Annotated in this window: 21 protein-coding genes; 13 read left to right on the top strand and 8 right to left on the bottom strand. The window is 69.5% G+C overall.

Going from position 1 to position 23,892, the window contains the following annotated elements; genetic code table 11:
• Positions 1-39: 39 nt before the first annotated feature.
• Positions 40-1,077, bottom strand: a complete 1,038-nt coding sequence (locus ASE63_RS20800) for a zinc-binding alcohol dehydrogenase (protein WP_244491499.1) — start codon at positions 1,075-1,077, stop codon at positions 40-42.
• Positions 1,078-1,128: 51 nt separating this feature from the next.
• Between ASE63_RS20800 and mdoH the strand changes: the two genes are divergently transcribed.
• The 5 genes from mdoH to ASE63_RS20775 all read left to right on the top strand — a co-directional run bounded on the left by mdoH (position 1,129) and on the right by ASE63_RS20775 (position 6,866).
• Positions 1,129-2,994, top strand: a complete 1,866-nt coding sequence (gene mdoH / locus ASE63_RS20795; protein WP_056805890.1) for a glucans biosynthesis glucosyltransferase MdoH — start codon at positions 1,129-1,131, stop codon at positions 2,992-2,994.
• Positions 2,991-3,749, top strand: a complete 759-nt coding sequence (locus tag ASE63_RS20790) for an FkbM family methyltransferase (RefSeq protein WP_056805883.1) — start codon at positions 2,991-2,993, stop codon at positions 3,747-3,749. The genes mdoH and ASE63_RS20790 overlap by 4 nt, the downstream gene beginning before the upstream one ends.
• A gap of 6 nt (positions 3,750-3,755) precedes the next feature.
• Positions 3,756-4,739: a hypothetical protein gene (locus ASE63_RS20785; RefSeq protein ID WP_056805882.1), complete on the top strand. Its 984-nt coding sequence runs from the start codon at positions 3,756-3,758 to the stop codon at positions 4,737-4,739.
• A gap of 319 nt (positions 4,740-5,058) precedes the next feature.
• A complete protein-coding gene (gene otnI / locus ASE63_RS20780; protein WP_056805880.1) occupies positions 5,059-5,868 on the top strand; it encodes a 2-oxo-tetronate isomerase in 810 nt (269 codons plus the stop codon).
• Positions 5,868-6,866: an ROK family protein gene (locus ASE63_RS20775; protein WP_056805878.1), complete on the top strand. Its 999-nt coding sequence runs from the start codon at positions 5,868-5,870 to the stop codon at positions 6,864-6,866. The genes otnI and ASE63_RS20775 overlap by 1 nt, the downstream gene beginning before the upstream one ends.
• A gap of 16 nt (positions 6,867-6,882) precedes the next feature.
• Here ASE63_RS20775 and ASE63_RS20770 read toward each other — a convergent pair whose 3' ends face one another.
• Positions 6,883-7,221, bottom strand: a complete 339-nt coding sequence (locus ASE63_RS20770; protein ID WP_056805877.1) for a hypothetical protein — start codon at positions 7,219-7,221, stop codon at positions 6,883-6,885.
• Positions 7,222-7,367: 146 nt separating this feature from the next.
• On the opposite strand from ASE63_RS20770, the gene ASE63_RS20765 reads away from it, so the two are divergent.
• On the top strand, positions 7,368-9,176 hold the full coding sequence (locus tag ASE63_RS20765; RefSeq protein WP_056805875.1) for an ATP-binding cassette domain-containing protein: 1,809 nt from the start codon (positions 7,368-7,370) through the stop codon (positions 9,174-9,176).
• Between the two features lie 192 nt (positions 9,177-9,368).
• Positions 9,369-10,115 carry an SDR family oxidoreductase gene (locus tag ASE63_RS20760; RefSeq protein ID WP_056805872.1) on the top strand — a complete coding sequence of 249 codons (747 nt, stop codon included), beginning with the start codon at positions 9,369-9,371 and terminating at the stop codon, positions 10,113-10,115.
• 122 nt (positions 10,116-10,237) lie between these two features.
• Here the strand turns inward: ASE63_RS20760 and ASE63_RS20755 are convergent, their stop codons facing one another.
• Positions 10,238-11,131 carry a metallophosphoesterase gene (locus tag ASE63_RS20755; protein WP_056805868.1) on the bottom strand — a complete coding sequence of 298 codons (894 nt, stop codon included), beginning with the start codon at positions 11,129-11,131 and terminating at the stop codon, positions 10,238-10,240.
• A 327-nt stretch (positions 11,132-11,458) separates the two neighbouring features.
• On the opposite strand from ASE63_RS20755, the gene ASE63_RS20750 reads away from it, so the two are divergent.
• Positions 11,459-11,971, top strand: coding sequence for an NUDIX domain-containing protein (locus ASE63_RS20750; RefSeq protein ID WP_056805863.1), 513 nt, complete (start codon positions 11,459-11,461; stop codon positions 11,969-11,971).
• Positions 11,972-12,139: 168 nt separating this feature from the next.
• Positions 12,140-12,649 carry an N-acetyltransferase gene (locus ASE63_RS20745; protein ID WP_056805860.1) on the top strand — a complete coding sequence of 170 codons (510 nt, stop codon included), beginning with the start codon at positions 12,140-12,142 and terminating at the stop codon, positions 12,647-12,649.
• A gap of 110 nt (positions 12,650-12,759) precedes the next feature.
• Here the strand turns inward: ASE63_RS20745 and ASE63_RS20740 are convergent, their stop codons facing one another.
• The 4 genes from ASE63_RS20740 to ASE63_RS20725 all read right to left on the bottom strand — a co-directional run bounded on the left by ASE63_RS20740 (position 12,760) and on the right by ASE63_RS20725 (position 19,823).
• Positions 12,760-14,859: a hypothetical protein gene (locus ASE63_RS20740; RefSeq protein ID WP_056805857.1), complete on the bottom strand. Its 2,100-nt coding sequence runs from the start codon at positions 14,857-14,859 to the stop codon at positions 12,760-12,762.
• A 3-nt stretch (positions 14,860-14,862) separates the two neighbouring features.
• Positions 14,863-17,694 carry a DUF4159 domain-containing protein gene (locus ASE63_RS20735; RefSeq protein WP_156410526.1) on the bottom strand — a complete coding sequence of 944 codons (2,832 nt, stop codon included), beginning with the start codon at positions 17,692-17,694 and terminating at the stop codon, positions 14,863-14,865.
• A 172-nt stretch (positions 17,695-17,866) separates the two neighbouring features.
• The gene (locus tag ASE63_RS20730) at positions 17,867-18,781 is read right to left on the bottom strand and encodes a DUF58 domain-containing protein (protein ID WP_056805851.1); all 915 of its coding nucleotides are present in this window, start codon (positions 18,779-18,781) and stop codon (positions 17,867-17,869) included.
• A 16-nt stretch (positions 18,782-18,797) separates the two neighbouring features.
• A complete protein-coding gene (locus ASE63_RS20725; protein ID WP_056806189.1) occupies positions 18,798-19,823 on the bottom strand; it encodes a MoxR family ATPase in 1,026 nt (341 codons plus the stop codon).
• A 205-nt stretch (positions 19,824-20,028) separates the two neighbouring features.
• Here ASE63_RS20725 and ASE63_RS20720 point away from each other — a divergent pair, with 205 nt between their 5' ends.
• Genes ASE63_RS20720 through ASE63_RS20705 form a run of 4 tightly spaced genes read left to right on the top strand, consistent with a single transcriptional unit; the run spans position 20,029 to position 22,773 of the window.
• A complete protein-coding gene (locus ASE63_RS20720) occupies positions 20,029-20,610 on the top strand; it encodes a DUF1285 domain-containing protein (RefSeq protein ID WP_056806186.1) in 582 nt (193 codons plus the stop codon).
• Entirely contained in the window at positions 20,610-21,254 is a 645-nt protein-coding gene (locus ASE63_RS20715; protein ID WP_056805849.1) for a CoA pyrophosphatase, read from the top strand. Before ASE63_RS20720 ends, ASE63_RS20715 begins: the two co-directional genes overlap by 1 nt.
• 20 nt (positions 21,255-21,274) lie before the next feature.
• The gene (locus ASE63_RS20710; RefSeq protein ID WP_056805846.1) at positions 21,275-21,532 is read left to right on the top strand and encodes a DUF6111 family protein; all 258 of its coding nucleotides are present in this window, start codon (positions 21,275-21,277) and stop codon (positions 21,530-21,532) included.
• Positions 21,529-22,773 (top strand): CCA tRNA nucleotidyltransferase, encoded by a 1,245-nt coding sequence (locus ASE63_RS20705; RefSeq protein ID WP_056805843.1) that lies wholly within the window; start codon positions 21,529-21,531, stop codon positions 22,771-22,773. The genes ASE63_RS20710 and ASE63_RS20705 overlap by 4 nt, the downstream gene beginning before the upstream one ends.
• Positions 22,774-22,831: 58 nt before the next feature.
• Here the strand turns inward: ASE63_RS20705 and hemF are convergent, their stop codons facing one another.
• On the bottom strand, positions 22,832-23,755 hold the full coding sequence (gene hemF, locus ASE63_RS20700) for an oxygen-dependent coproporphyrinogen oxidase (RefSeq protein ID WP_056805840.1): 924 nt from the start codon (positions 23,753-23,755) through the stop codon (positions 22,832-22,834).
• Between the last annotated feature and the right edge of the window lie 137 nt (positions 23,756-23,892).

Below are 23,892 nucleotides of genomic sequence, written 5' to 3'. Positions count from 1 at the left end.
GGGAGGGCGCTGATGCGTGCGCTCAGCGCTTATGACGGCTCAATAGCAAATCGCGGCGGTTAGGCCAGCCGCGTCGGCCGCCAGTACGCCGGGAAGCCGGGCGGCGGCCTCCCGGAACGGGATTTCCTCGGTGATGAGCGCGTCGAGCCGGTCATCGGCGAGAAGCGCCATCGCCGCTGCCGCGCGGCGGGCATGGTTCCAGCGTGGCCGACGCGAGGGCGAAATCTGCCCGACTTGGCTCGAGCTCAGCTGCAGGCGGTTGGTGTGGAAGGCGCCGCCGAGCGGGGCGGGGACCGCGCCATCGCCATACCAGCTCAGCTCGATGATGCGGGCCTCGAAGCCGGCGGCAGCGATGGCGGTGGCGAGGCCCTGGCACGAGGCGCTGGCGTGGAAGACGAGATCGGCCCCCGAAGGAGCATCCGCCGGCAGCGCGAAGTGCAGGCCGAGCGTGGCGGCCAACGCAGCCCGGCCGGGCTCGACATCGACCAGCGTGACCTCGGCGCCGGGCAGCCTTGCCGCGAGCCAGGCCACCAGCAGCCCGATCACCCCGCCGCCGACCACGACGATGCGATCGCAGGGGCCGCTGCCGGCGTCCCAATGGGCGTTGAGGGCGGTTTCCATGTTGGCGGCGAGGATGGCGCGGCGCGCCGGCACCGCGGCCGGCACCGGCGTCAGCCTGTTGGACGGGGCGATAAAGACATCCTGATGCGGGTGCAGGCAGAACACCGTCCGGCCGAGCATGGCTTCAGGCCCTGCATCCACGAGGCCGACGGCGCCGTAGCCATATTTCACAGGGAAGGGGAAATCGCCGTGCTGGAAGGGGGCGCGCATGCGTTCATGCTCGGCCTCCGGCACGCGTCCCTCGAAGATGAGCCGCTCCGTGCCGCGGCTGATCCCGCTCCAGAGCGTCCGGACGAGGCAGTCCCCGGCCGTCGGGGCAGGCAGCGTTTCCGTGTTCAGGGCGCATTCACCCGGCGCCACATACCAAAGTGCCGTTGCTGGCGTGCATGCGCCGGACGGCCTTGCTCTGGACGAGGATGCCGGCTTTAGCTCCTGTGGCGCGTCGCGTCGCGTCATGGTGCCGTCTCCCGTCCGTTCTGCCTCGCCCGCCTTGCCCAGATCGCTTGCATGACAGAGACCGCCATGAACCAGCGCCCCGCTCCGACCACGTTCCAGCCGGCGGTGCAAGCGTTGCTGCGACAGGAGACGGCAGCGCTGCCGGGCCTGACGCCGGCAGGGCTGCAGTCCGAGGCCATGCTGGCGCGTCGGCGCCGACTGATGCTCGCGCTCAATCTGGCGACGCTCGGGACCCTGCTCTTCGGGCTAGCGCGGGTATTGGGTGCTGGCGGCTGGACGGTGGCGGATGTTCTGATTTTCATGGCCTTCCTGTTCGGGGCTCCCTGGACGGTGCTCGGCTTCTGGAACGCGGTGATCGGGCTCTGGTTGCTGCACGGCGTCAAGGATGGCATGGCGCGGGTCGCGCCCTTCGCCGCCGCGGGCGACGTAGCGACGCCGGTCGCGATCCGCACCGCAGTCCTGATGACGCTGCGCAACGAGGACCCGGCCCGCGCCTTCCGGCGCCTGCGGGTCGTCAAGGACAGCCTCGACGCCACCGGCGAGGGGCGGTGGTTCGACTTCTTCGTGCTGTCGGACAGCGACAATCCGGAGGTTGCAGCCGCCGAGGAGCGGCTTGCCGCCGCCTGGCGGCGCGAGGCCGGGGGCGCGCGCCTCACCTATCGCCGCCGCGCCGACAATGCCGGTTTCAAGGCCGGCAATGTCCGGGATTTCTGCGAGCGCTGGGGCGATGATTACGAGGTGATGCTGCCGCTCGATGCCGACAGCGTGATGTCGGGCGGGGCGATCCTGCGCCTGACGCGGATGATGCAGGCCCATCCGAAGCTCGGCATCCTGCAGAGCCTCGTCGTCGGCATGCCGAGCAGCTCCGCCTTCGCCCGCGTCTTCCAGTTCGGCATGCGCCAGGGCATGCGGCCCTATACGATGGGGTCCGCCTGGTGGGCAGGCGATTGCGGCCCGTTCTGGGGCCATAACGCGATGGTGCGGATCGCGCCGTTCCGCGACGGTTGCCATCTGCCCGTCCTGCCAGGTCGCCCGCCGCTCGGCGGACCCGTGCTGAGCCATGACCAGGTCGAGGCGACGCTGATGCGCCGCGCCGGCTATGAGGTGCGCGTGCTGCCGCAGGAGATGGACAGCTGGGAGGAGAACCCGCCGACCATGCTCGACTTCGCCAAGCGCGACTTGCGCTGGTGCCTCGGCAATCTGCAATACCTGAAGCTGCTTGACCTGCCGGGCCTGCGCCCGATGAGCCGCTTCCAGCTGTTCTGGGCGGTCCTGATGTTCCTAGGCCTGCCGGCCTGGACGCTGATGATCGCGCTCCTGCCGCTCAAGGTGGTCGAGGATCGTGGCCTCGCGGACTATCCGTCGGGGCTCGCGGCCGGGCTCTATCTGCTGTTCCTGGCGATGTATCTCTCGCCGAAGCTCGCCGGCGTCGCCGATATTCTGCTGCGTCGCGGCGGCGTCCGGCATTATGGCGGCGGGCTGCGCTTTGCAGTCTCGGCGGCGATCGAGGTCGTATTCGCCTTCCTGCAGGGGGCGGTGTCGAGCCTGCGCACCAGCCTGTTCATGGCCGGGCTTCCATTCGGGCGGGCGCGGATCGGCTGGAACGGGCAGTCGCGCGACGCCTATGCGCTGTCGCTCGCCACCGCCTTCTCCGGTCTCTGGCCGCATCTCCTGTTCGGCGCCTACCTCTTCGGCTCGCTCATCGTGCTGTCGCCGACGGTCCTGCTCTGGTCGCTGCCGCTGACGGCGGGCTACCTGCTCGCCATCCCCTTCGCGATGGCGACCGCGCAGCCGCAGCTGGGCGAATGGTTCGTTCGGCGCGGACTCTGCGGCATCCCCGAGGATTTTGACCCGCCGGCCGAGCTCGTCGCGATCCGGAGGGAGGACGTCGCGATCCGCAGCGAGGCCGCGGCATGACGGCGCCGCGCTATCCACGCGGGACGGCAAGGGCGCTCTCGCGTTCGCTGCGCGTCTATCACGGCGATGCCGTGCGCAACGCGGCCATGGATGCGCTGTATCGCCGCTTCCTGCGCCCTGGTGATCTCGCCTTCGACGTCGGCGCCCATGTAGGGGACCGGGTCTCCTGCTTCCGGCGGCTGGGGGCACGCGTCGTCGCGCTCGAGCCTCAGCCCGGCCCGGCGCGGGTGCTGCGGCTGCTCCATGGCCGCGATCCAGATGTTGTGCTGGTCGAGGCCGCCTGCGGCAATTACCGCGGGGAGATCACCCTGCGGATCAACAGCACGAATCCGACCGTCTCGACGGTATCGGACGCCTTCATCGGGGCCGCCAGCGATGCAAGCGGGTGGGAGGGGCAAGTCTGGGACCACGAGATCTCGGTTCCCTGCACCACCCTCGACGCGCTGATCGCCCGCCATGGCCAGCCGGCCCTGCTGAAGATCGATGTCGAGGGCTTCGAGGCGCATGTTCTGGCCGGGCTGACGCGGGCCGTGCCCGTGATCTCCTTCGAATTCACCACGATCCAGCGCGATGTCGCCGAGGCCTGCCTCGCGCTGCTGGAGACGCTCGGATCCTATCGCTTCAACGTCGCGTTGGGCGAGAGCCAGAGGCTGGAGTTCGATGCTCCCGTCATGGCCGAGGCGATGGGAAATTATCTGCGGGAGCTTCCCCATGCAGCCAATTCAGGCGATGTCTACGCCATCCTGAAGAGCTGAGGGTTCATGACGACATTTGCCGCCTATCTCCGCAACGCCCTGCTGGCGTTGACCTGCATCGCCTCGCCCGCCTTCGCGGCCAGCGACGTCGCCGTCGAGGTCCGCAACGAATCCGAGCCCGTGCTCTGCGCCGAGAAGGACAACGTCACCATCAAGACGCTCTCGCCGGAGGTGCGCCGGTTCCAGATCGAGGCGGCTCATCCGGCCTATATCGCCGGCCTGCTGCGCGACAACTGGGATGCGGACTGGACGGCGTGCGACATGACGGGCGATCCCGTCTTCAAGGCGCCGGTGCCGCCGCAGCGCATCACCTTCTACGAGAGCATCGAGTACTGGCTCGTCGGCTACACCTTCCCGACCTTCTGGCGCCCGGCCGAGGCGACCTTCCGGGTCGGCGACCGCGTCGAGAAGGGGCTGCATCTCGTCCAGCTCTGGAAGCTCGGCAAGACCGGCTCCTACGAGGTGCTGGTGGTCTACCCGCAGGACGGCTACTGGCGCGCCCGGCCGCTGCCGCCGCCGCAGCTCTCGGCCACGGCCTACGGTTCCTCCTTCCTGTTCGGGCCGATCGAGCAGGATGCCGGGCGCCCGGTCGTGAACATCAAGGAGATCGCGTTCGATCCCGCGACGCTGACCTTCAAGCTCGACTTCAAGGACGGTTCGGCCGGCACGCTCAAGCTCGACAGCCTCGACGAGAACCGCATGGTGCTCGATGCCGTGCTCGACAAGCCGGTCGCGGGCGGCAAAGCCTTCGCTGCGCTGCGCTCGATGTATGTCACCGAGTTCAACAACGACGTCGCCCGCATCGCGCTGCGCGAGCCGGGCGCCAAGGGCTGGCGCGAGGAAGCGCTGATGCCGTTCACGGGCGGCAAGGCGACCGACATCTGGATGGGCCGCACGACCCATTCGCGCCACAACACCTCCTCGCCCGACATGGTCTTCCGGAACTTCTCCAAGGACCCGAACCCGCCGGCGAAGGCGGAGAAGAAGTAGGGTTTCGTTTCAGTCCCTTATTCAGGGAGCTTCCTCAGCCCTCATCCTGAGGAAGCGCGAAGCGCTGTCTTGAAGGATGTTCCAGTTGGCTCTTGAGCCTCCTGGAGCATCATTCGAGACGCCATCCCTTCCGGAATGGCTCCACAGGATGAGCGCTGGAAAGTGTTCGTCCCGACGTCCGAGTGAGGTGGGCTGGCCTGAACATTCACCCTTTCCGGGAACGCATCGCGCCTCTCAAGCATTGGATCATGACGTGGGGCGCGCATCGCGCTAGCCTTGCGTATTGTCTCCAGCCTTCGGGCAAGCCCCCGGGATTACCATGCCTCGTTTCGCCGCCAATCTTTCGATGATGTTCAACGAATGGGCCTTCCTCGACCGCTTCAAGGCGGCGTCGGATGCCGGCTTCGAGGCGGTGGAGTTCCTTTTCCCCTATGAGCACACGCCAGAGCAGATCGGCCTTGCGCTGGCCGGCGGCGAATTGAAGCAGGCGCTGTTCAACCTGCCGCCCGGGAACTGGGATGCCGGGGAGCGCGGCATGGCCGCCATCCCCGGCCGCGAGGAGGAGTTCCGCGCCTCGGTCGCAAAGGCGCTGACCTACGCTCACGAGACCGGGGTAAAGCGCCTGCACATGATGGCAGGTCATGCCGATCCGGAGGATCCGAAGGCGCAGGCGGCCTACCGCGCCGCGATCGCCTATGCCGCGGACGAACTGGCGCCGCACGGCATCGAGCTCCTGCTCGAGCCGATCAACGGCAAGGACATGCCGGGCTACTTCCTCAACGATTTCGATCGCGCCGCGGCCTATGTCCGCGAATCCGGCCGCGAGAACGTCCGGCTGCAGTTCGACATGTATCACTGCGAACTGATCCATGGCGACGTGGCCTCCCGGTTGAAGGCGCTCTTCCCGATCTCGACCCATGTCCAGATCGCCAGCGCCAACGGCCGGCACGAGCCGGACGCCGCCGGCCCGGATTATCCCAGCCTCTTCGCCCTGCTCGACGAGCTCGGCTATGACGGCTTCGTCGGCTGCGAGTATCGTCCGCGCGCCGGCACGCTGGAGGGGCTCGGCTGGTTTTCGCCCTATCGCCGGCATGTCCTGCATAAGCACGACCCGCTGGGTGAAGCCTGATGCGGGGCTTCTCCTATCCGGTGCTGGTCGCCGATATCGGCGGCACCAATTGCCGGCTCTCGCTGGTCGAGAATGCGCAGGCGGCGCATCGCCCGCTCGCCAAGATTCCGACGGGCAGCCAGCCGACGCCCGAGGCTGCGCTCGAAGAGGTGCTGTCGACCCTGACGCAGCGGCCGCGCTCGGCCGTACTCGCGGTCGCCGGGCCGCTCGATGGGCGCGAGGCGCAACTCACCAACGCCAACTGGCATTTCGACGGGCCGAAGCTCGGCGCGGCGCTCGGCCTGGAGCAGGGGCTGCTGGTCAATGATTTCGAGGCCCAGGCCGCCTCGCTCGCGGTGCTGGCGAAAAGCGACACGACGACGCTGGTCGAGGGCGAGCCGGATGCCGACGGTACGCGGCTCGTGCTAGGGCCGGGTACCGGCTTCGGCGCCGGGGCCTTCATCCGGCGCGGCGCGCGTGGCGTGCTGGTGCCGACCGAGTGCGGGCATATCGGCATCGGCCCCGAGGACCTGACCGAGCAGAAGATCTGGCCGGCCCTGACGGCGGGGCTTCCTCGCGTCACCGTCGAGGGGCTGCTCAGCGGCGACGGGCTGGTGCGCTTCCACCGCGCCGTCGCGAGCGAGACCGGCATGCTGGAGGCCGATGTCAGCGCCGCCGATGTCACCACGCTGGCCTGCGACGGCGATCCCGCGGCGCTGATGGCGGTGGTCTGCTTCTGGCGGCTGCTGGCGCGGGTCGCCGGCGATCTCGCTCTGGCCTTCAAGGCGACGGGCGGGGTCTATCTCGCCGGCGGGATCGTGCCGCGGCTCCTGCCGCTGGCCGACAAGGCCGCGATCGGCGCCGTCTTCGCGGGCAAACCGCCGATGGAGGATCTCGCTGCGCGTTTCGCGCTGCATGTGGTCACCGCCGGTGACGGCGCCGAGCAGGGGCTGGCGGCGATCGCGGCCGGGCCGGAGCGCTTCGGTCTCGATGATCCGAAGCGGCTCTGGTTCGCCTGAGCGCGGCTCCCCGGAGCTATTTCAGCCGCATGCCCTTGAGCGACTGCGCCACCACGCCGCCGTCGCGGCGGCGCTCGGCGCGCTTCGTCTTGATCGCCTCGGCATGTTCGGGCTGCGGGTAATAGCCGCGCTCCATGATTTCGAGCGAATACTCCTCATAGGTCAGGCCGAGCGCTTCGGCCTTCTCTTGCCGTCTGAGTGCCACGTCGCGCGGCTTCTTCCAGGCCTTGCGATGGGCGAAGCGCCAGTCGAAATAGCGGCCGATGCCGCCGCTTCCGGTGGCCGAACGGCGCTTGCGCTCCTTCAGTGGCGGACCGCCATTATGGCCGATTCCGATGGGGCGTGGTCTGGGCATGGTTTGCGGGACTCGCTTGCGCCTTCCTGCACGATAAGGGGTCGGTTTCTCCTGGCAACCGGTCGAAGCAAGCGGCGTGCCGGGCCAGCGGGCGTGACAGGGCGGCGGTGGCGGTCTATCCCCCAGGCCACATCACAGGACAGACCATGGCCCCTTTGCTCCATCTGCGCGACGTCGCGCTGACCTTCGGCGGACAGCCGCTGCTGGAAGCCGCCGAGATCGCGGTTTCTGCGGGCGAGCGCGTCTGCCTCGTCGGCCGCAACGGCTCGGGCAAATCGACCCTGCTCAAGATTGCCGCCGGGCTGGTCGAGCCCGACTCGGCCGAGCGTTTCGTGCAGCCCGGCGCGACCGTGCGCTATCTGCCTCAGGAGCCGGACTTCACCGGCTACAGGACGTCGCTGGCCTATGTCGAGGCGGGGCTCGGACCGGGCGACGACGCCTATCGCGCGCAGTACCTGATCGACGAGCTCGGCCTCACCGGCGAGGAAGACCCCGCGACGATGTCGGGCGGCGAGGCGCGCCGTGCGGCGCTGGCGCGCGTGCTGGCGCCCGAGCCCGACATCCTGCTGCTCGACGAGCCGACCAACCATCTCGATCTGCCCGTCATCGAATGGCTGGAGCAGGAGCTGAAATCGCTGCGCTCCGCCATGGTGCTGATCAGCCACGACCGACGCTTCCTGACCAATCTGTCGCGCGCCACGATCTGGCTCGATCGCGGCCTGACGCGGCGCATGGATCGCGGCTTCGGGGATTTCGAGGCCTGGCGCGACGAGGTGCTCGCCCAGGAGGAAGTCGACCGCCACAAGCTCGACCGCAAGATCGCCCGCGAGGAGGATTGGCTGCGCTACGGTGTCAGCGCCCGGCGCACCCGCAACCAGCGCCGCCTCGGCGAGCTGCACGGCCTGCGCGAGCAGCGCCGCACCGCCCGCTTCGCCGTCGGCAGCGTCAAGCTGGAGGCGAGTGAAGCACAGACCTCGGGAAAGCTGGTGATCGAGGCGGTCGATGTCGCCAAGGCCTACGGCCCCAACGTCGTCGTCAAGGATCTCTCGATCCGCGTCGCACGCGGCGACCGGATCGGCATCGTCGGCCCCAACGGCGCCGGCAAGACCACGCTGATCAACCTGCTGACCGGAGCGCTGGCGCCCGATTCAGGCACGGTGAAGCTCGGCGTCTCCTTGGAGATGGTGACGCTCGACCAGCGCCGCGAGAGCCTCGACCCTGCGACGCCGCTCGGCGATGCGCTGACCGGCGGGGGCTCCGACCAGGTCATCGTCGGCGACACGCCGCGCCATGTCATCGCCTATATGAAGGACTTCCTGTTCCAGCCGCTGCAGCGGCGCACGCCGGTTGGGGCGCTCTCCGGCGGCGAGCGCGGGCGGCTGATGCTGGCGCGCGCGCTGGCCAAGCCTTCCAACATGCTGGTGCTGGACGAGCCGACCAACGACCTCGACCTCGAGACGCTCGACCTGCTGCAGGAACTGCTGGCGGACTATCAGGGCACGGTGCTGCTGGTCAGCCATGACCGCGACTTCATCGACCGTGTCGTCTCCAGCGTGCTGATCTCGGATGGCGACGGCGTCTGGACCGAATTCGCCGGCGGCTACACCGACATGCTGGCGCAGCGCGGGCGCGGCGTCGGCGCCAAACAGCGGGTGCCCGTGGCGAAGGCGCCGCCCGGCGCGCCGGCTGCCACGCTGGCCACCGCACCTGCCGCTTCGAAGCGGAAGCTCTCCTTCAACGAAAAGCATGCTCTGGAGACGCTGCCTAAGAAGATCGACGTGCTCCAGGCCGAGGTCGCCAAGCTCAACACGGCGCTGGCGGGCGATCTCTACACGCGCGATCCGAAGCTGTTCGCCAAGGCGACGGCGCGTCTCGAAGAGGTCACGCGCGAGATCGCGCAACTCGAGGAGCGCTGGCTGGAACTCGAGATGCTCCGGGAGGAGATTGGGGCTTAGCTGAGGGGCGTCATGCTCGGGCTCGACCCCGGTATCTCCTGAGAGCGGTTCTCGGGCCTGCGCTTCGCTTCGCCGAGAATGAGGCGCGGCCGCCATACTATTTTTCTATCCGCACAATCGCGAAAACGCATTTGTTGCCGTGGCCAAATCCCCGCAAAAAGATTGCCGCACAGAAGACCACGAGGAGACAGCATGAGACTCAAGGGCAAGACGGCGCTCATCACCGGCGCGGCGCAGGGCTTCGGCCTCGGCATCGCCGAGACCTTCGTCAAGGAGGGCGCGCGCGTGGCGGTGCTCGACCTGAACGGCGACAAGGCCAAGGAGGCCGCCAAGGCGATCGGCCGCAAGGCCTTCGCGGTGACCTGCGACGTGTCGATGGCGAAGAGCGTCGACAAGGCGGTCGAGCGTGTGATCGCGAAGTTCGGGCGCCTCGACATCGTCGTCAACAATGCCGGCACCACCCATCGCAACATGCCGATGACCGAGGTGCCCGAGGACGTCTTCGACCGCGTCTTCGCGGTGAACGTGAAGTCGATCTACCTGATGACGAAGGCGACCGTGCCGCATTTCCGCGAACATGGCGGCGGCGTGATCCTGAACATCGGCTCGACGGCCGGTATCCGCCCACGGCCGGGCCTGACCTGGTACAACGGCTCGAAGGGCGCGGTGAACCTGCTGTCGCAGTCGATGGCGGTCGAGCTCGCGCCGGAGAAAATCCGGGTCAACGCGATCGCGCCGGTCGCTGGCGAGACGCCGCTCCTCGCGACTTTCATGGGTGAGGACACGCCCGAGAAGCGCGCGCAGTTCCGCGCCTCGATCCCGTGGGGGCGGCTCTCCACGCCGCAGGACATGGCCAATGCGGCGCTGTTCCTGTGCTCTGACGAGGCCGAGATGGTGACGGGGACGGTGCTGGCCGTCGACGGCGGCCGCTGCATCTGAGAACGCCAATTCGTCATGCTCGGGCCGCGCGAAGCGCGGACCCGGGCATCTCGGAAACCAGGGTCATCTCGTCATGAGATTCTCGGGTCGGCGCAGGGCACCGCCCGAGAATGACGGTTCAATCACACCGCCTTCGTATGCAGCGCGATCTCCTGGCGCAACATCACGGTGCCGTCGAGCTCGAAGCCGCGCTGTTCCATCGTGATGTGCGGAGCGGCTGCATCGCCCTCGATCCGGAACAGGTGCCAGGTCGCCATCTCGCCATGGCCGAGCGGCCCGATCGAAGCCGAGGGCACGCCGACGATCGGCACGTCGCGCCCGGCGCCCGGCCGCCAGGCCAGCGAGAATCTGTGATTATGGCCGTGCAGGACGAGATCGGCCCCCTTGCGCGCCAGCATGGCCTCGAAGGCGGCCGCATCGACCAGCTCGCGTGAGCGCCGCGCCCCGCCGACATAGGGCGGATGATGGATCAGGAGGACGCGGATCAGCCCCTCGTCGCGGGCGCGGTCCAGCAATGCTTCGGCCTTGGCGATCTGCTCGCGGCCGACGCGGCCCGTCGCCATCAGCGGCATGGTCGGGATACCGGTGTTCAGCCCGATCAGCGCGACCGGCCCGCGGCGGCGATACCAGGGATAGCCGGTGCTGCCGCCATCGCTGCCGGACCAGGGACCGAGATGGCTCGCCAGCGCCTTCAGCGAGGAGCGGGCATAGGCATCGTGATTGCCGGGAACGAAGCTGACGGCTTCGCGGGGGCCCAGCGTGTCGAGAAAGGCGACGGCCGTCTTGAACTCGTCGGGCAGCCCGATATGGGCGACATCGCCGGTGCAGGCGACATGGTCCGGCGATTGCGCGCGGATATCCGCGACGATCAGCGCCAGAATTTCCATGTCATGGGCGTGCCGGCGCTTGCGGCGCCAGTTGACGTAACCGGTCGCGCGCTTGCCGATGAGCTGGTGCAGCGAGAAGCCCGCGAGCGGGCCCAGATGCGGGTCGGACAGATGCGCTAGCTTGAACACGCCCTGCGCTTGCCCTTGCTAGAGGGCATGCGTCAAGCGTGCATATCCGCGCGCCCCTTCGGGCAGAAGCCGAAAAGGCTCAGTTGGCGGCGCCGGTCAGCTCGGAGACGATGCGCGAATCCGTCAGCGTGACGGCGGGGCGCCAGACATAGGCGGGCTTGGCGCGGAAGCGGGCAATGATGAAAGAGAGCAGCATGACGGGATGTCCAACGTTACGACCGGGATATCGGCCTCCTTTGCGGCGCGTTTGTGACGTAAGGGAACTCAAAACGAGTGGCCGCCATGCGGTATTTGCATAGACAAATCGTAAACCATGGAGAGGCGGTCATGTCGGGAGGTTCCGAACGCGCGGATCGATCCGTGTCGGAGGCCCGGCTGAGCCGGGTGCAGAGGCTGCAGGTCAGGCTCCTCCACGCCTATTTCCGCCTCGTGCGGCCGATGACGCTCGGTGTCCGTGCCGTCGTGCTGAACGAAGCGGGAGAGGTCTTCCTCATTCGCCACAGCTATACGCCCGGATGGCATTTCCCCGGCGGTGGCGTGGAGGCGGGCGAGGCCATGGTCGAGGCCCTGGCGCGCGAGCTCCACGAGGAGGGGCGCATCAGCCTGACCGGGCCGGCGCAGCTCCACGGCATCTATTTCAACCGCAAGACCTCGCGGCGCGACCATGTCGCGCTCTACATCGTCAGGGATTTCGTCGTCGACGAAGCGAAGCGGCCCGATTGGGAGATCGCCGAGGCCGGCTTCTTCCCGCTCGACGCATTGCCGCCCGGGGTCACGTCCGGCACGAGGCGGCGGCTGGCGGAGATCGCAGCAGGTCACCTGCCCGCGACGGATTGGTAGCGGATAGACGCCTGCGCGCCGCTCTGCTACAGCGCAGCGATCATGACGAACGGGCACCCGCTCTCCCTGCTGCGACGACCGACGCGCTGACGCGCTCTTCGGTAGGTCCGCGCCTGCGCGGAGCTTGCCGCCACGCTTCGTACCTCGCTTGCCCGCAGGCCCGCCGTCATGACTTCGTTGCCTTTGACCATTCGCCATGAACTCCCGGTCGACGGGGCCGCGATCGAGCGCCTCCACGAGCGCGCCTTCGGCCCCGGCCGCTTTGCGCGCACGGCCTTCCGGCTGCGCGAAGGTGCGCCGCCCGACCCCGCCCTGACCTTTGCCGCGCATGTCGGCACCTTCCTGGTCGGCTCGATCCGGGTGACGCCCGTGGTCGCCGGGGGGCACAGGGCTTTGATGCTAGGGCCGCTGACGGTCGACCCCGCCTTCGAGGGCAGGGGCATCGGCGCGGCCTTGATGAACCGCTCGATCGAGGCTTCGCGCGAAGCTGCCTACGACTTGATCCTGCTGGTGGGCGATGCGCCCTATTATGCGCGCTTCGGCTTCAGGATGATCCCGCCGGGGCAGCTCATGCTGCCGGGGCCGGCCGATCCGGCGCGCTTCCTGGCGCTGGAACTGGTCGAGGGCGTGCTCGCGCAGCGGCGTGGAGCGGTTACTGCGATCCGCGACGGCGGGTGAACCTCGCCGTCATGCTCGCCCTTGTGGCGAGCACCCACGTCTTGAACACAGGCCTCGACCGCTGAAGACGTGGATGGTCGGGGCAAGCCCGACCATGACGGGAGAGGCGTTTAGGCCGTCGCGTCCGGTTTGCGCTGGAACCTCCGCCCGCTCTCGCCGAGCCAACCGGCCACGAGCGCGCCGAATAGCAGGGCGAGCCCCAGCAGCCCGACGAAGAGCGGGGAGATCTGCACGCCGCGGACGATGCCGGAATCGCTGATGCGCAGGCCGATCCAGTCTGCGCCGGCGAACTGGCTGCCGGCACGCACGGGCACGATGCGCGGCACCGTGACAGCCGAGCCGCTTTCCTGGCCGATCCGGCGCGAGGAGCCGCCGGTCGCCTCCGCGAGCGCCTGGAGCGCGGCGGGATTGCTGACGACCTCCATCAGCTCGCGCGGGTTCTCGGGGCCGACGCTGGCGAAGGCGGTGAGGTTCTCGGTGGCGATGCGGTGCAGGCCGAACTCGCTGCTCGGAATCCGTGCCGTGAACAGGCCAGGGCGTCCGGGCTCCAGCGGCACGGAGCGCGACTGGCCATCCGGCCCGGTGACGGTCACCGGCGCGGGGCTGTCGCCCAGCGTCTGGCGCTCGACCTCGATGACACCGCCGCGCGCCACGGCGCGCAGGGCCTCTTCCTCCAGGTCCGGTTCCTTCATCAGCCAGTGGCCGAGGCGACGCAGCAGGTCGAGATGCGGGCCGCCATCGCGGAAGCCGCGGGCCCAAAGCCAGGCATGGTCGGAGAGGAAAAGCGCGACGCGGCCCTTCTGCTCGCGGGCCAGCATCAGCAGCGGGCGGTCGCCGGGTCCGGTCATCACGGCCGAGCCCGTGCGGGCGCGGGCGCCGACCATGCGAAGCCATTCGCCCCATTGCGGCGGATCGACCTCCGATCCCGGCAGGTCGCGGGTGACGGGGTGGCGCTTGCCGGGCTCGCTGACCCGGGCACGATAGGCCTCGTCGATAACCGAGCCGTCCGGCTGGGCCGGCAGGATCTGGCCGAGCGGCGTGCGTGCCAGGCTCTGGGCACCGGCATATTCCGGCCCGGCTGCGATCAGCAGGGCGCCGCCCTCGCGGACATAGCGGACGATGTTGTCGAAATAGGCCAGCGGCAGGATCGACTGATTGGCGTAGCGGTCGAAGATGATCAGGTCGAATTCCTTGATCTTGACCTGGAACAGCTCGCGCGTCGGGAAGGCGATCAGCGACAGCTCGTTGATCGGGGTGCCGTCCTGCTTCTCCGGCGGGCGCAGGATGGTGAAATGGACGAGGTCGATATTGGCGTCGGCCTTGAGCAGGTTGCGCCAGGTCCGCTCGCCCGGATGCGGCTCGCCGGAGACGAGCAGCACGCGCAGCTTGTCGCGGACGCCCTCGATGGTGATGACGGCGCGGTTGTTGGCGAGCGTCAGCTCGTTGTCGAGCGGGGCGGCCTCGATCTCGACGACGTTCGGCCCGCCGCGGTCGATGCGGACAGGGACGGAGACCGTCTGGCCGACCGTGACCTCGCGGCGTGCGACGATCTCGCCGTCGCGGCGGATGGTCAGCGCGGCGCGGCCCGGCCCGCCCTTTTCGAGCACGCGCAGGCGGATGGTCTGGTCCTTGCCGACGATGCCGAAGCGCGGCGAGTCGACCAGCACGATGCGGCGGTCGATCTCGGCGTTGCGGCCGGTCGTCAGCACATGCAGCGGGGCGCGCAGGCCGAGCGCCTCGGCGTTCGGCGGCGTGTCGTGGCTAAGCCCGTCGCTGATGACGATCGCGCCTGCGACCCGTTCGGACGGCACGTCGGCGACGCTCGCCGCCAGCGCCTCGAACAGACGCGTCCCGTCGCCGGAGCCCTGCGCGTCACGAACCTCGACGATGCGCGGCTCGACATTGCCGATGCCGCGCAGCTGGCGCTCGACCTCGGCCTGCGCTGCATCCGTCTGCGTGCCGCGATCAGCCAGGCGGTTGGAGCCGGAGCGGTCGACGACGACGGAGACGACATCCTTCACCGGCTCGCGATCCTCGAAGACCAGCGAGGGGTCGGCGAGAGTCACGGTGAGCACGGCGAGCGCCAGCGCCCGCAGGATCGCGCTCTTGCCGGCCAGCACGATCGCCGCGCCGGCCGCCAGCGCGGCCAGCAGGCTGAGGCCGATCAGCAGCGGCAGCGGGATGAGCGGGGCGAAGGAAAGGCTCCACATAAGCTATTGTCCCAGACGTTCGAGCAGGGCCGGGACGTGGACCTGGTCGGCCTTGTAGTTGCCGGTGAGCGCGTACATGACGAGGTTCACGCCGGCCCGCAGCGACATTTCGCGCTGGCGCGGGTCGAAGCCGGAGAGCGGCACGAGCGGCTCGCCGCGCCGGTTGATCGCCCAGGCCGCGGCAAGGTCGTTCGAGGTGATGACGATCGGCGAGACATTGTCGCCGGCGCGGGCGGGGCGGTTTCCATCGGCGCCTGCCGGCGGCAGGATCTCGACCCAGGTCGTGCCGGTGTCGTAGCGGCCGACCAGGGTGTCGAGGATGTAGAAGGTCTTGGTCAGGACATGGTCGCGCGGCAGCGGCTCGAGCTCCGGGATGTCGAGCGTCTGCAGCATGCGCCGCAACTGGTCGCCCTCCGGCGTGGTGCCGCCGCCGGGCCGCGCGCTCATCGCGTCGCGCGTATCGAAGATCACCAGCCCGCCGCCCTTCATATAGGCCTCGAGCTTGCGCAGCGTCTCGGCCGAGGGGATCGGCCGGCCGGCGACGATCGGCCAGTACAGCACCGGGAAGAAGGCGAGTTCGTCGCGATCGGCATCGACGCCGACGGCATCGCCCGGTTCCAGAGCGGTGCGGGCGGCGAGCACGATGTTGAGGCCGGAGAGCCCGGCCTTCGACATGTCGTCGACCGCGCGGTCGCCGGTGACGACATAGGCGAGCCGCGTCACCGCGCCGGCCGCGAAAAGTTCGCGCGGGATCGGCGGGCGCTGGTCGGGTGCGGCGGATACGGGGGAGGGCGGCTGCACCTGTGCCCGTGCGGTCTCGGGCGCAGCCGTGAGGCCGGCGAAGGCGAGTGCGAGCGCGATCGCGGCCGGTGCGGCGCGCCTTGCCTTGCGGGCGAGAGAGAGCCGGCCGCCGAGCCAGAGCGTCGCCAGCGTGTCGGCGACGAGCAGCAGCAGCGCCAGCACCAGCAACTGCGGGCGGATGTCGAGCGCGACCGGCTTGTCGACCGGCAGGATCGGCGCGCCCAGCGCCGAGAGGTCCATGGCGCGTAGCGTGTCCGTGGGGTTGAGCGCGTTGACCGCGAGCGAGCCGTCCGCCGGGCCGTAGATGCCGGGCGGATGCGCGAGCGTGGCGCGTCCCGTAAAGCTGCGCGCGACGGGCTGGGCGGTGGCCGGCGGGCTGCGGAACACGCCCTGGCCGTCGAGGACGCGGGTTGGCGCGAGGGTTTCGACGCGGGCATCCTCGCCCTGCGCCTCGGCCGGACCGGTGCCGGCGAGGCCGACGACCTTGCGCAGCATCTCGACGAACAGCCCCGAGAGCGGCAGGTTCGACCAGGTGGTGTCGGCGGTGACATGCACCATGGCGAGCATGCCGTCGCCGCGGCGCTCGCCGGTGACGACCGGGGTGCCGTCCTCCAACGCAGCCCAGGTCTTGCGCGACAGGTCGGCCTCGGGCTCCGCCAGGATCTGGCGGCTGACGCGGACATCGTCGTTGATGGCGACGCCGAAGAAGGGGCTTTCGCGGGTGAAGGGGGCGAGCTTGCGCGGCGTCTCCCAGGATAGGCCGCCGCCGAGCGTGCGGCCGCCGCGGCGCAGGCGCACGGGCGTCAGGTCGTCCGAGGATGCCGCCAGCCGCGCGCCGGCGAAGCGCAGCAGCACGCCGCCACGCTGGATGAAGGCGGTGATCTTGCCGGCGGTGTCGGCGTCGAGCGCGCCGATATCGGCGAGCACCAGCACGGAGAGATTCTGCGCCAGCAATTCGCCGACGGGGTCGGTCGAGCCCGGGCGCGGCTCGCGGATCTCGGCGAAGGGCTGCAGCGCGCGGGCGACGTAATAGGTCGGCGACAGCAGCGGCTGGGCGGTGTCGGTGGTGGCGCCCGAGACGATGCCGACGCGGCGGCGCTTGGCGCGGTCGTCGAGCAGGGCGACCGCTCCGGCGCTGCGCTCGCCGACGACATCCAGCCGCGAGACGGCGTTGCGGACCTCGATCGGCAGGGTCAGCCTGGCCTGTGTCTCCAGCTCCGAACCATTGAAGACGAACGGCGCGTCGCCGAGCGGCAGCCCCTTCAGGTCGAGCGCGCGGACCTGGCCGCTGGCCGGAGCGGCCGCCGTCGGGCGCAGCACCTTGACGGTGAGCGCGCCGGCGAGGTTTTCCGGCGCCGTGAGTGCGAGCTGCGCCGCATTGCCGGCATGGATCGAGAGGCGGCCGGCATCGGCTACGGGCTTCAGCCGGGCGAGGAAGGCGGCGTCGTCGGTGACGGAGAGGCCATCCGCGACCCAGACGACTTCGCTTTCCGGCTGGCTGCGCAGGAAGGCCTCGATCCGCGGCAGATGGGCGCCGCGATCGGGCGCATGAGGCTGAAGCGCGAAGGCACGCAGCCGTTCAAGCGCAGCGCGGGGTTCCGACAGCGCGATCTCGGCGGGGCTCTCGGCGAGGCCGAGAAGCGCGACGGGCCGGCCCTCGCGCGCCGCGGCGGCGACACGGGATTCCGCAAGCGCCAGGCGCTCCGGCCAGTCGGCGGCGGCGCCGAAGCCGTTGTCCATCAGCAGCAGCATCGGGCCGCCGAGCGGCCCCGCCTCGCGCGGCGGATTCCAGACGGGGCCGGCGACGGCAAGGATCGCAAGCGCCGCGACCAACATGCGCAATGCGAGGAGCCACCAAGGCGTATGCGCCGGCATTTCGCGCTTGGCGACGAGGTCCGCCATGATCTTCAGCGGCGGGAAATCGATGCGGCGCGGGCGCGGCGGCGTCACGCGCAGGATCAGCCAGAGCGCGGGCAGGAGCGCCAGCGCGGCGAGCGCCAGCGGAGCGGAAAAGGCGAGGGGCAAGGAGCTCAGCATGGGCAAGCTTCCTTTGTCATTCCGGGACGGCCCGAAGGGCCGGACCCGCAACCCACGACTGGGCACGACCGCACGACGCCGCGATGATTTCGTCGCAGCCGGTCGTGGGTTCCGGGTTCTTCGCTGCGCGAAGCCCCGGAATGACAGCGGGTGGTTCCTCGCGTCACGATCATCGTCCGACCCCGCGCGACGCCGCGACCAGGCTGGCGATGCGCAGCACACCCTCGCTCGCCGGCCGGTCGGTGCGATGCAGCGTCAGGGTCCAGCCGGCCTTGCGGCAGGCTTCCCTGATGGCATCTCGATGGGCTTCCAGCCGTTGCCGGTACTCCTCGCCCCAGGCGCCGGCATCGCCGACACGCAGCGAGAGCCCGTCCTCAAGGTCGAAAAGCTCTGCCTGTCCGGTGAAGGGGAAGGTCTCCTCGATCGGGTCGACGATCAGCAGCACATGGCCGCGTGCGCCGCTCGATGCCATGGTCGCGATGCGCTTCGCCAGCGCGGCGGCCGGCGAAAGCCCGTCGGTGATGATGATCGCGTCGGCAAGGCGCGGCAGCGGCGCATCCGGCGGCAGGTCTGCCTCGGCGCCCTTGGCATCGACCAGCAGCGCCTGGGCAAGCGTCTCGACGATGCGGCGCGAGGCCAGCGCCCGGGTCAGGCCGAGATGGCCGACACGCTCGCCGCCCTCGACCATCGTCTCGGCCAGCGCGAAGCCTGCGACCAGCGCCCGGTCGACCTTGGACGCCATCGCCAGCGAGGAGGCGAAGCCCATCGAGGCCGAGCGGTCGATCCAGAGCCAGATGGCGTGGGAGGCTTCCCATTCGCGCTCGCGGACGAAGAGATGCCCGTCGCGGGCCGAGCGGCGCCAGTCGATGCGCGAGGCGGATTCGCCGGTGACCAGCGGGCGATACTGCCAGAAGGTCTCGCCCGGGCCGGCGCGGCGGCGGCCATGGATGCCGTGCACGCTGGCCGAGACGCGGCGCGCCTCCAAAATCAGCCGGGGCAGCCGCGCCGCCAGGTCGAGCGAGGCGGTGACGACCGGCCTCGCCGGCTGGCGCTCGGCAGGTGCGAGAACACGGGTGCGCAGCATCGGCCCGTCTCCGGCTCTATCCCAGCCGCTCGACGAGCTTGCCGATGATGCCTTCGACGGTCTCGCCATCGGCGCGGGCGGCAAATGTCAGGGCGACGCGGTGCTTCAGCACCGGGATGGCGAGCGCCACGACATCGTCGACGGAGGGCGCAAGGCGGCCCTCGACGAGCGCACGGGCGCGGCAGGCGAGCGTCAGCGACTGGCTGGCGCGCGGGCCGGGGCCCCAGGCGAGCTTGTCGGTGATCGCGGCATCGCCACCCTCGCCGGGACGGGCGGAGCGGACGAGGTCGAGGATCGCATCGACGACGTTCTCGCCGACCGGCAGGCGGCGGACCAGCCGCTGCGTCGACATCAGCGTCTCGGCCGACATCGCCTGGGACGGCCTGTGCTCGGCGGCGCCCGTGGTCTCCATCAGGATGCGGCGCTCGGCCTCGCGATCGGGATAATCGACGTCGATCTCAAGCAGGAAGCGGTCGAGCTGAGCTTCGGGCAGGGGGTAGGTGCCTTCCTGCTCGATCGGGTTCTGGGTCGCCAGCACATGGAAGGGCGCGGGCAGGTCGTAGCGCTCGCCGCCGATGGTGACATGGTGCTCCTGCATGGCCTGCAGCAGCGCCGACTGGGTGCGCGGGCTCGCGCGGTTGATCTCGTCGGCCATCAGCAGCTGGGCGAAGACCGGGCCCTTGATGAAGCGGAAATGGCGCTTGCCGTCGGCGCTCTCGTCGAGGACCTCGGAGCCCAGGATGTCGGAGGGCATCAGGTCCGGCGTGAACTGCACCCGCCTCGCGCTCAGGCCCAACACGGTGCCCATGGCCTCGACCAGCTTGGTCTTGGCGAGGCCGGGCACGCCGACCAGCAGCCCGTGGCCGCCTGCCAGCAGCGTGATCAGCGACAGGTCGACGACCTTCTGCTGGCCGAAGATGACCTGGCCGATCTCCTTGCGGGCCGCACCGATGGCACCGAGCGCCGCTTCCGCGGCCTCGACGATTCCGCTATCGAGGCTGACCGGAGGGTTGCTCTCCGCCGCACGGACTTGCGCCACCATATCGATCTCCTTCACCCTCTGGCCCGCGCCTCGTCGTGCCGAGAAACCTTGCGACGACCTGAGCCGTTGACTGTGGACGGGGCGCCATGCCGGCTCAAGGGGGTAATGGCGCGGTGCACACAACTCGGCTTCACGATTATGTGGAGTTCAAGGCGGAAGCGACGATGCAACCAATATGCCGCATGCGGCGCCGGCGGGCGTTTCGATGAGCGAGACGGGCAACGCGATGGAGCGCCTGATGGCGGCGCTGCAGGGTGGAAAGACGCGCGGCCTGCCGCCGGTGGAGCGCTGGAACCCCGATTTCTGCGGCGATATCGACATGCGGATCGCCGCCGACGGGACCTGGTTCTATCTGGGCACGCCGATCGGCCGTGCCCCGCTGGTGAAGCTGTTCTCCTCGGTGCTGCGGCGTGACGGCGACGATTATCTCCTCGTCACGCCGGTCGAGAAATTGCGGATCACCGTCGACGACGCGCCCTTCCAGGCGGTCGAGATGGCGGTCGAAGGCGAGGGCGACACGCGCTCCATCGCCTTCCGGACCGATGTCGACGACCTCGTGTCGGTGGGGCCGCAGCATGCGCTGCGCTTCGAGCGCGAGGCCGGCGACGGTCTCAAGCCCTATATCCATGTCCGGCGCGGGCTCTGGGCCAGGGTGACGCGGGCCTTGACCTACGATCTGCTGGCGCTGGGCGAAATTCGCGATGTCGAGGGCGTGGCGATGTTCGGCATCGCGGTTGCCGGCGCGTTCTACCCGGCGGTCCCCGCAAGCGAGATCGACGAGACGTGATGCGTGCACTGAACCTGACGGCTGACGAGTTCGCGGCGCTGGCAAAGGCGCGGCTGCGCCCCGAACCGCCCGGGATTGGCGACCTGATCGCCCGGCCGCGCGGCGACCACGAGATGCAGCCGCAACCGATCGCACCGCCCGACGAGAGGGCGGCGGTCCCGGCTGCCGTCCTCATCCCCATCGTCTCGCGGGCGGAGGGGCCGACCATGCTGCTGACGCTGCGGGCGGCGGCGCTGCGCAGCCATTCGTCGCAGGTCGCGTTTCCCGGGGGGCGTGTCGACGCGGTGGACGGGTCGCCGGTGGTCACCGCGCTGCGTGAAACCGAGGAGGAGATCGGGCTGCCGCGCGAGCGCGTCCATGTGCTCGGTTTCCTCGACGCCTACCTGACCGGAACGGGTTATCGCGTGGTGCCGGTCGTCGCGCTGGTCGAGCCGCCCTTCCAGCTGGTGCTGAACGCGCATGAGGTCGACGCGGCCTTCGAGACGCCGCTCTCCTTCCTGTTCGACGCCGCCAATTACCGGCGCGATTCGCGTGAGTGGAAGGGACTGATGCGCAGCTACTATGCGATGAACTTCGGGGATCGCTATATCTGGGGCGCAACCGCCGGCATGATCCGCAATCTCTACGAGCGGCTCTCCGGCTGAAACGACTGGATTGAAGTCACATGCTGCGCGCGATCATCGAAGAGGTTCTGCTCTTCGTCCTGCCCTTCTGCGTCTTCGCGGGGTATCTCATCGTCAAGCGCCGCAACCCGCTCGATGTCGAGCACTGGAGCCGGCATGTCTTCTGGCTGGCGGTCGTCGGGCTCCTGCTGGCGATCGGGCTCGTCGCCTATGGCGGCTGGAGCGCGCCGCGCAACCAGGGCGCCTACGAGCCGCCGCATATGGAGAACGGGACGCTGGTGCCCGGCCGCTTCAAGTGACGCTGCCGCAGGCGCGCATCGCCGAGTTCCTGGCGCAGCCCGGGCTCGCGGCGCTGCTCGTCGCGCTCAACGGCGCCGGCGAGGAGACACGCGTCGTCGGCGGGGCGGTGCGCGACCTGCTGCTGGGCGAGCCGATCGGCGATGTCGACCTCGCCACCACCGCGGTGCCGCAGGAGACGATCCGGCGCGGCAAGGCGGCCGGTTTCAAGCCGGTGCCGACGGGAATCGAGCACGGCACCGTGACGCTGGTCCGTGACGGCGCCGGCTTCGAGGTGACGACGCTGCGCGAGGATATTGAGACCGACGGGCGCCGCGCGAAGGTCGTGTTCGGGCGCGATTTCATCCAGGATGCGCTGCGGCGGGATTTCACGATCAATGCGCTCTCGCTGGATCGCGACGGCGTGGTCCACGACCATTGCGGCGGGCTCGCCGACATCGCGGCCCGGCGCGTGCGCTTCATCGGCGATGCCGAGGCCCGCATCCGCGAGGATTATCTGCGCATCCTGCGCTTCTTCCGCTTCCATGCGCGCTTTGGGGCCGAGGGTCTCGATCGTGACGGGCTCGCCGCCTGCATCGCCGGGCGAGGCGGGTTGCCGGGACTGTCGCGCGAGCGGGTGCGGGCGGAAGTGATGAAACTGCTGGTCGCGCCGGGTGCGGCCTCGGTGGTGACGGCGATGGCCGGTGCTGGCCTGCTCATGCCCGTGATCGGCCGTGTGCCGCATCTCGCGCGCTTTGTGGCGATCGCCGGCGAGGGGGATGCCGGGCCGGTGTATCCGGCCTTCCGGTTGGCGGCGCTCGCCGTGTCGGTGCGCGAGGACGTGCAAGCGTTGCGCGAGGGCTTGCGTCTCTCGAATGAGGAGTTCGACCGGATCGAGCGCATCGCCGCTGCGCTGGAGGGGCTTTCGGGGCGAGCCGAAGCGCCGTCGATCGCCTTCCTGCGCCATCTCGCCCATCGCGTCGGCTCGGATGCCGTGGCCGCAGGGCTCGTGTTGCTGGCGGCGAATGCCGACGGGGCGGGGCAGGTACTGGCGCGCGACAGGGTCGCCGAACTCGGCCGCACGCCGCCTTTCCGGCCGAGCGGGCGCGATGTGATTGCGCTCGGCGTTCCGGCCGGGCCGCTAGTCGGGCGCGTGCTGGAGGCGGCGCAGCGGGCCTGGATCGAGGCAGGGGCGCCGGATGGGGCGGAGGCGCAGGCCGCGTTCGTGGAGCGCGCGGCGGCGGCGCTGAAGACAGTGTGTTAGCACCTCCGCTTCCCGACGGAATGACGGTGGCGGTTCCGCCGCGCGAAGCGCTCACTGGCTACGGCCACCTCACCGTCGGGGGCATCGAGGATAGGATCGAGTCGACATTGCCGCCGGTGCGCAGCCCGAAGATCGTGCCGCGGTCGTGCAGCAGGTTGAACTCGACATAGCGGCCGCGCCGGACCTGCTGTTCGTAGCGCTCGGCCTCGCTCCAGGGCTTGCCGATATTGGCGCGCAGGATCGGCGGATAGGCGGCGAGGAAGGCTTCGCCGACGGCCTGGGTGAAGACGAGATCGCCCTCCGGATCGCCCGACCAGACATAGTCGTAGAAGATGCCGCCGGTGCCGCGCGGCTCGTTGCGGTGCTTCAGGAAGAAGTACTCGTCGCACCACTTCTTGAAGCGGTCATAGTCCGCGATCGGCGCGCAACGTTCGCAGGGCTCGCGCATCGCGGCATGGAAGGCGATGGCGTCGGGATCGTCCTGGCTGCGCCTCGCATCGAGCACCGGTGTCAGGTCGGCGCCGCCGCCGAACCAGGGCTTGGTCGTCACGACGAAGCGCGTGTTCATGTGCACGGTTGGCGCGTGCGGGTTCCAGGGATGGGCGATCAGCGAGATGCCGGTGGCGTGGAAGCGTGGATCCTCGGCGGCGCCCGGAATCTGGCCGGCGAATTCCGGCATGAAGGTGCCGTGCACGGTCGAGACGTGGACGCCGACCTTCTCGAAGACGCGGCCGCGCATGATCGACATGACGCCGCCGCCGCCCGGAGCGCCGTCGTGGTTGGTGCGCTGCCAGGGCGTTCGCTCGAAGCGGCCCGGCGCGTGGGCCTCGGGCGGGAAGGGACCGGCGGCCTCGTCCTCGATCGCCTCGAGGGCGGTGCAGATCCGGTCCCGCAGCGTTTCGAACCAGGCCCGGGCGCGCGGCTTCATGGCATCGGCTGCCGTCATGTCGGGCATTGTCGTTTCGGTCCTGGTGTCGTTCATCCACCCGTCTCCATCACTCTGTTCTTCGACGGCGAAGCGCGGGCAGGGGCGAGGGGACGGCCCCTGGACCAGAGAAGCGCGAGCTTCACGCCTCTTGGGCACAGGCCAACGATTTCGGACCGGCACCTCACTCCTGC

The sequence above is a fragment of the Allobosea sp. Root381 genome (assembly GCF_001429395.1).
Classification (GTDB): domain Bacteria; phylum Pseudomonadota; class Alphaproteobacteria; order Rhizobiales; family Beijerinckiaceae; genus Allobosea.
The sequence above is the reverse complement of the archived record's forward strand: the minus strand, read 5'-3'. Positions and strand labels throughout refer to the sequence as shown.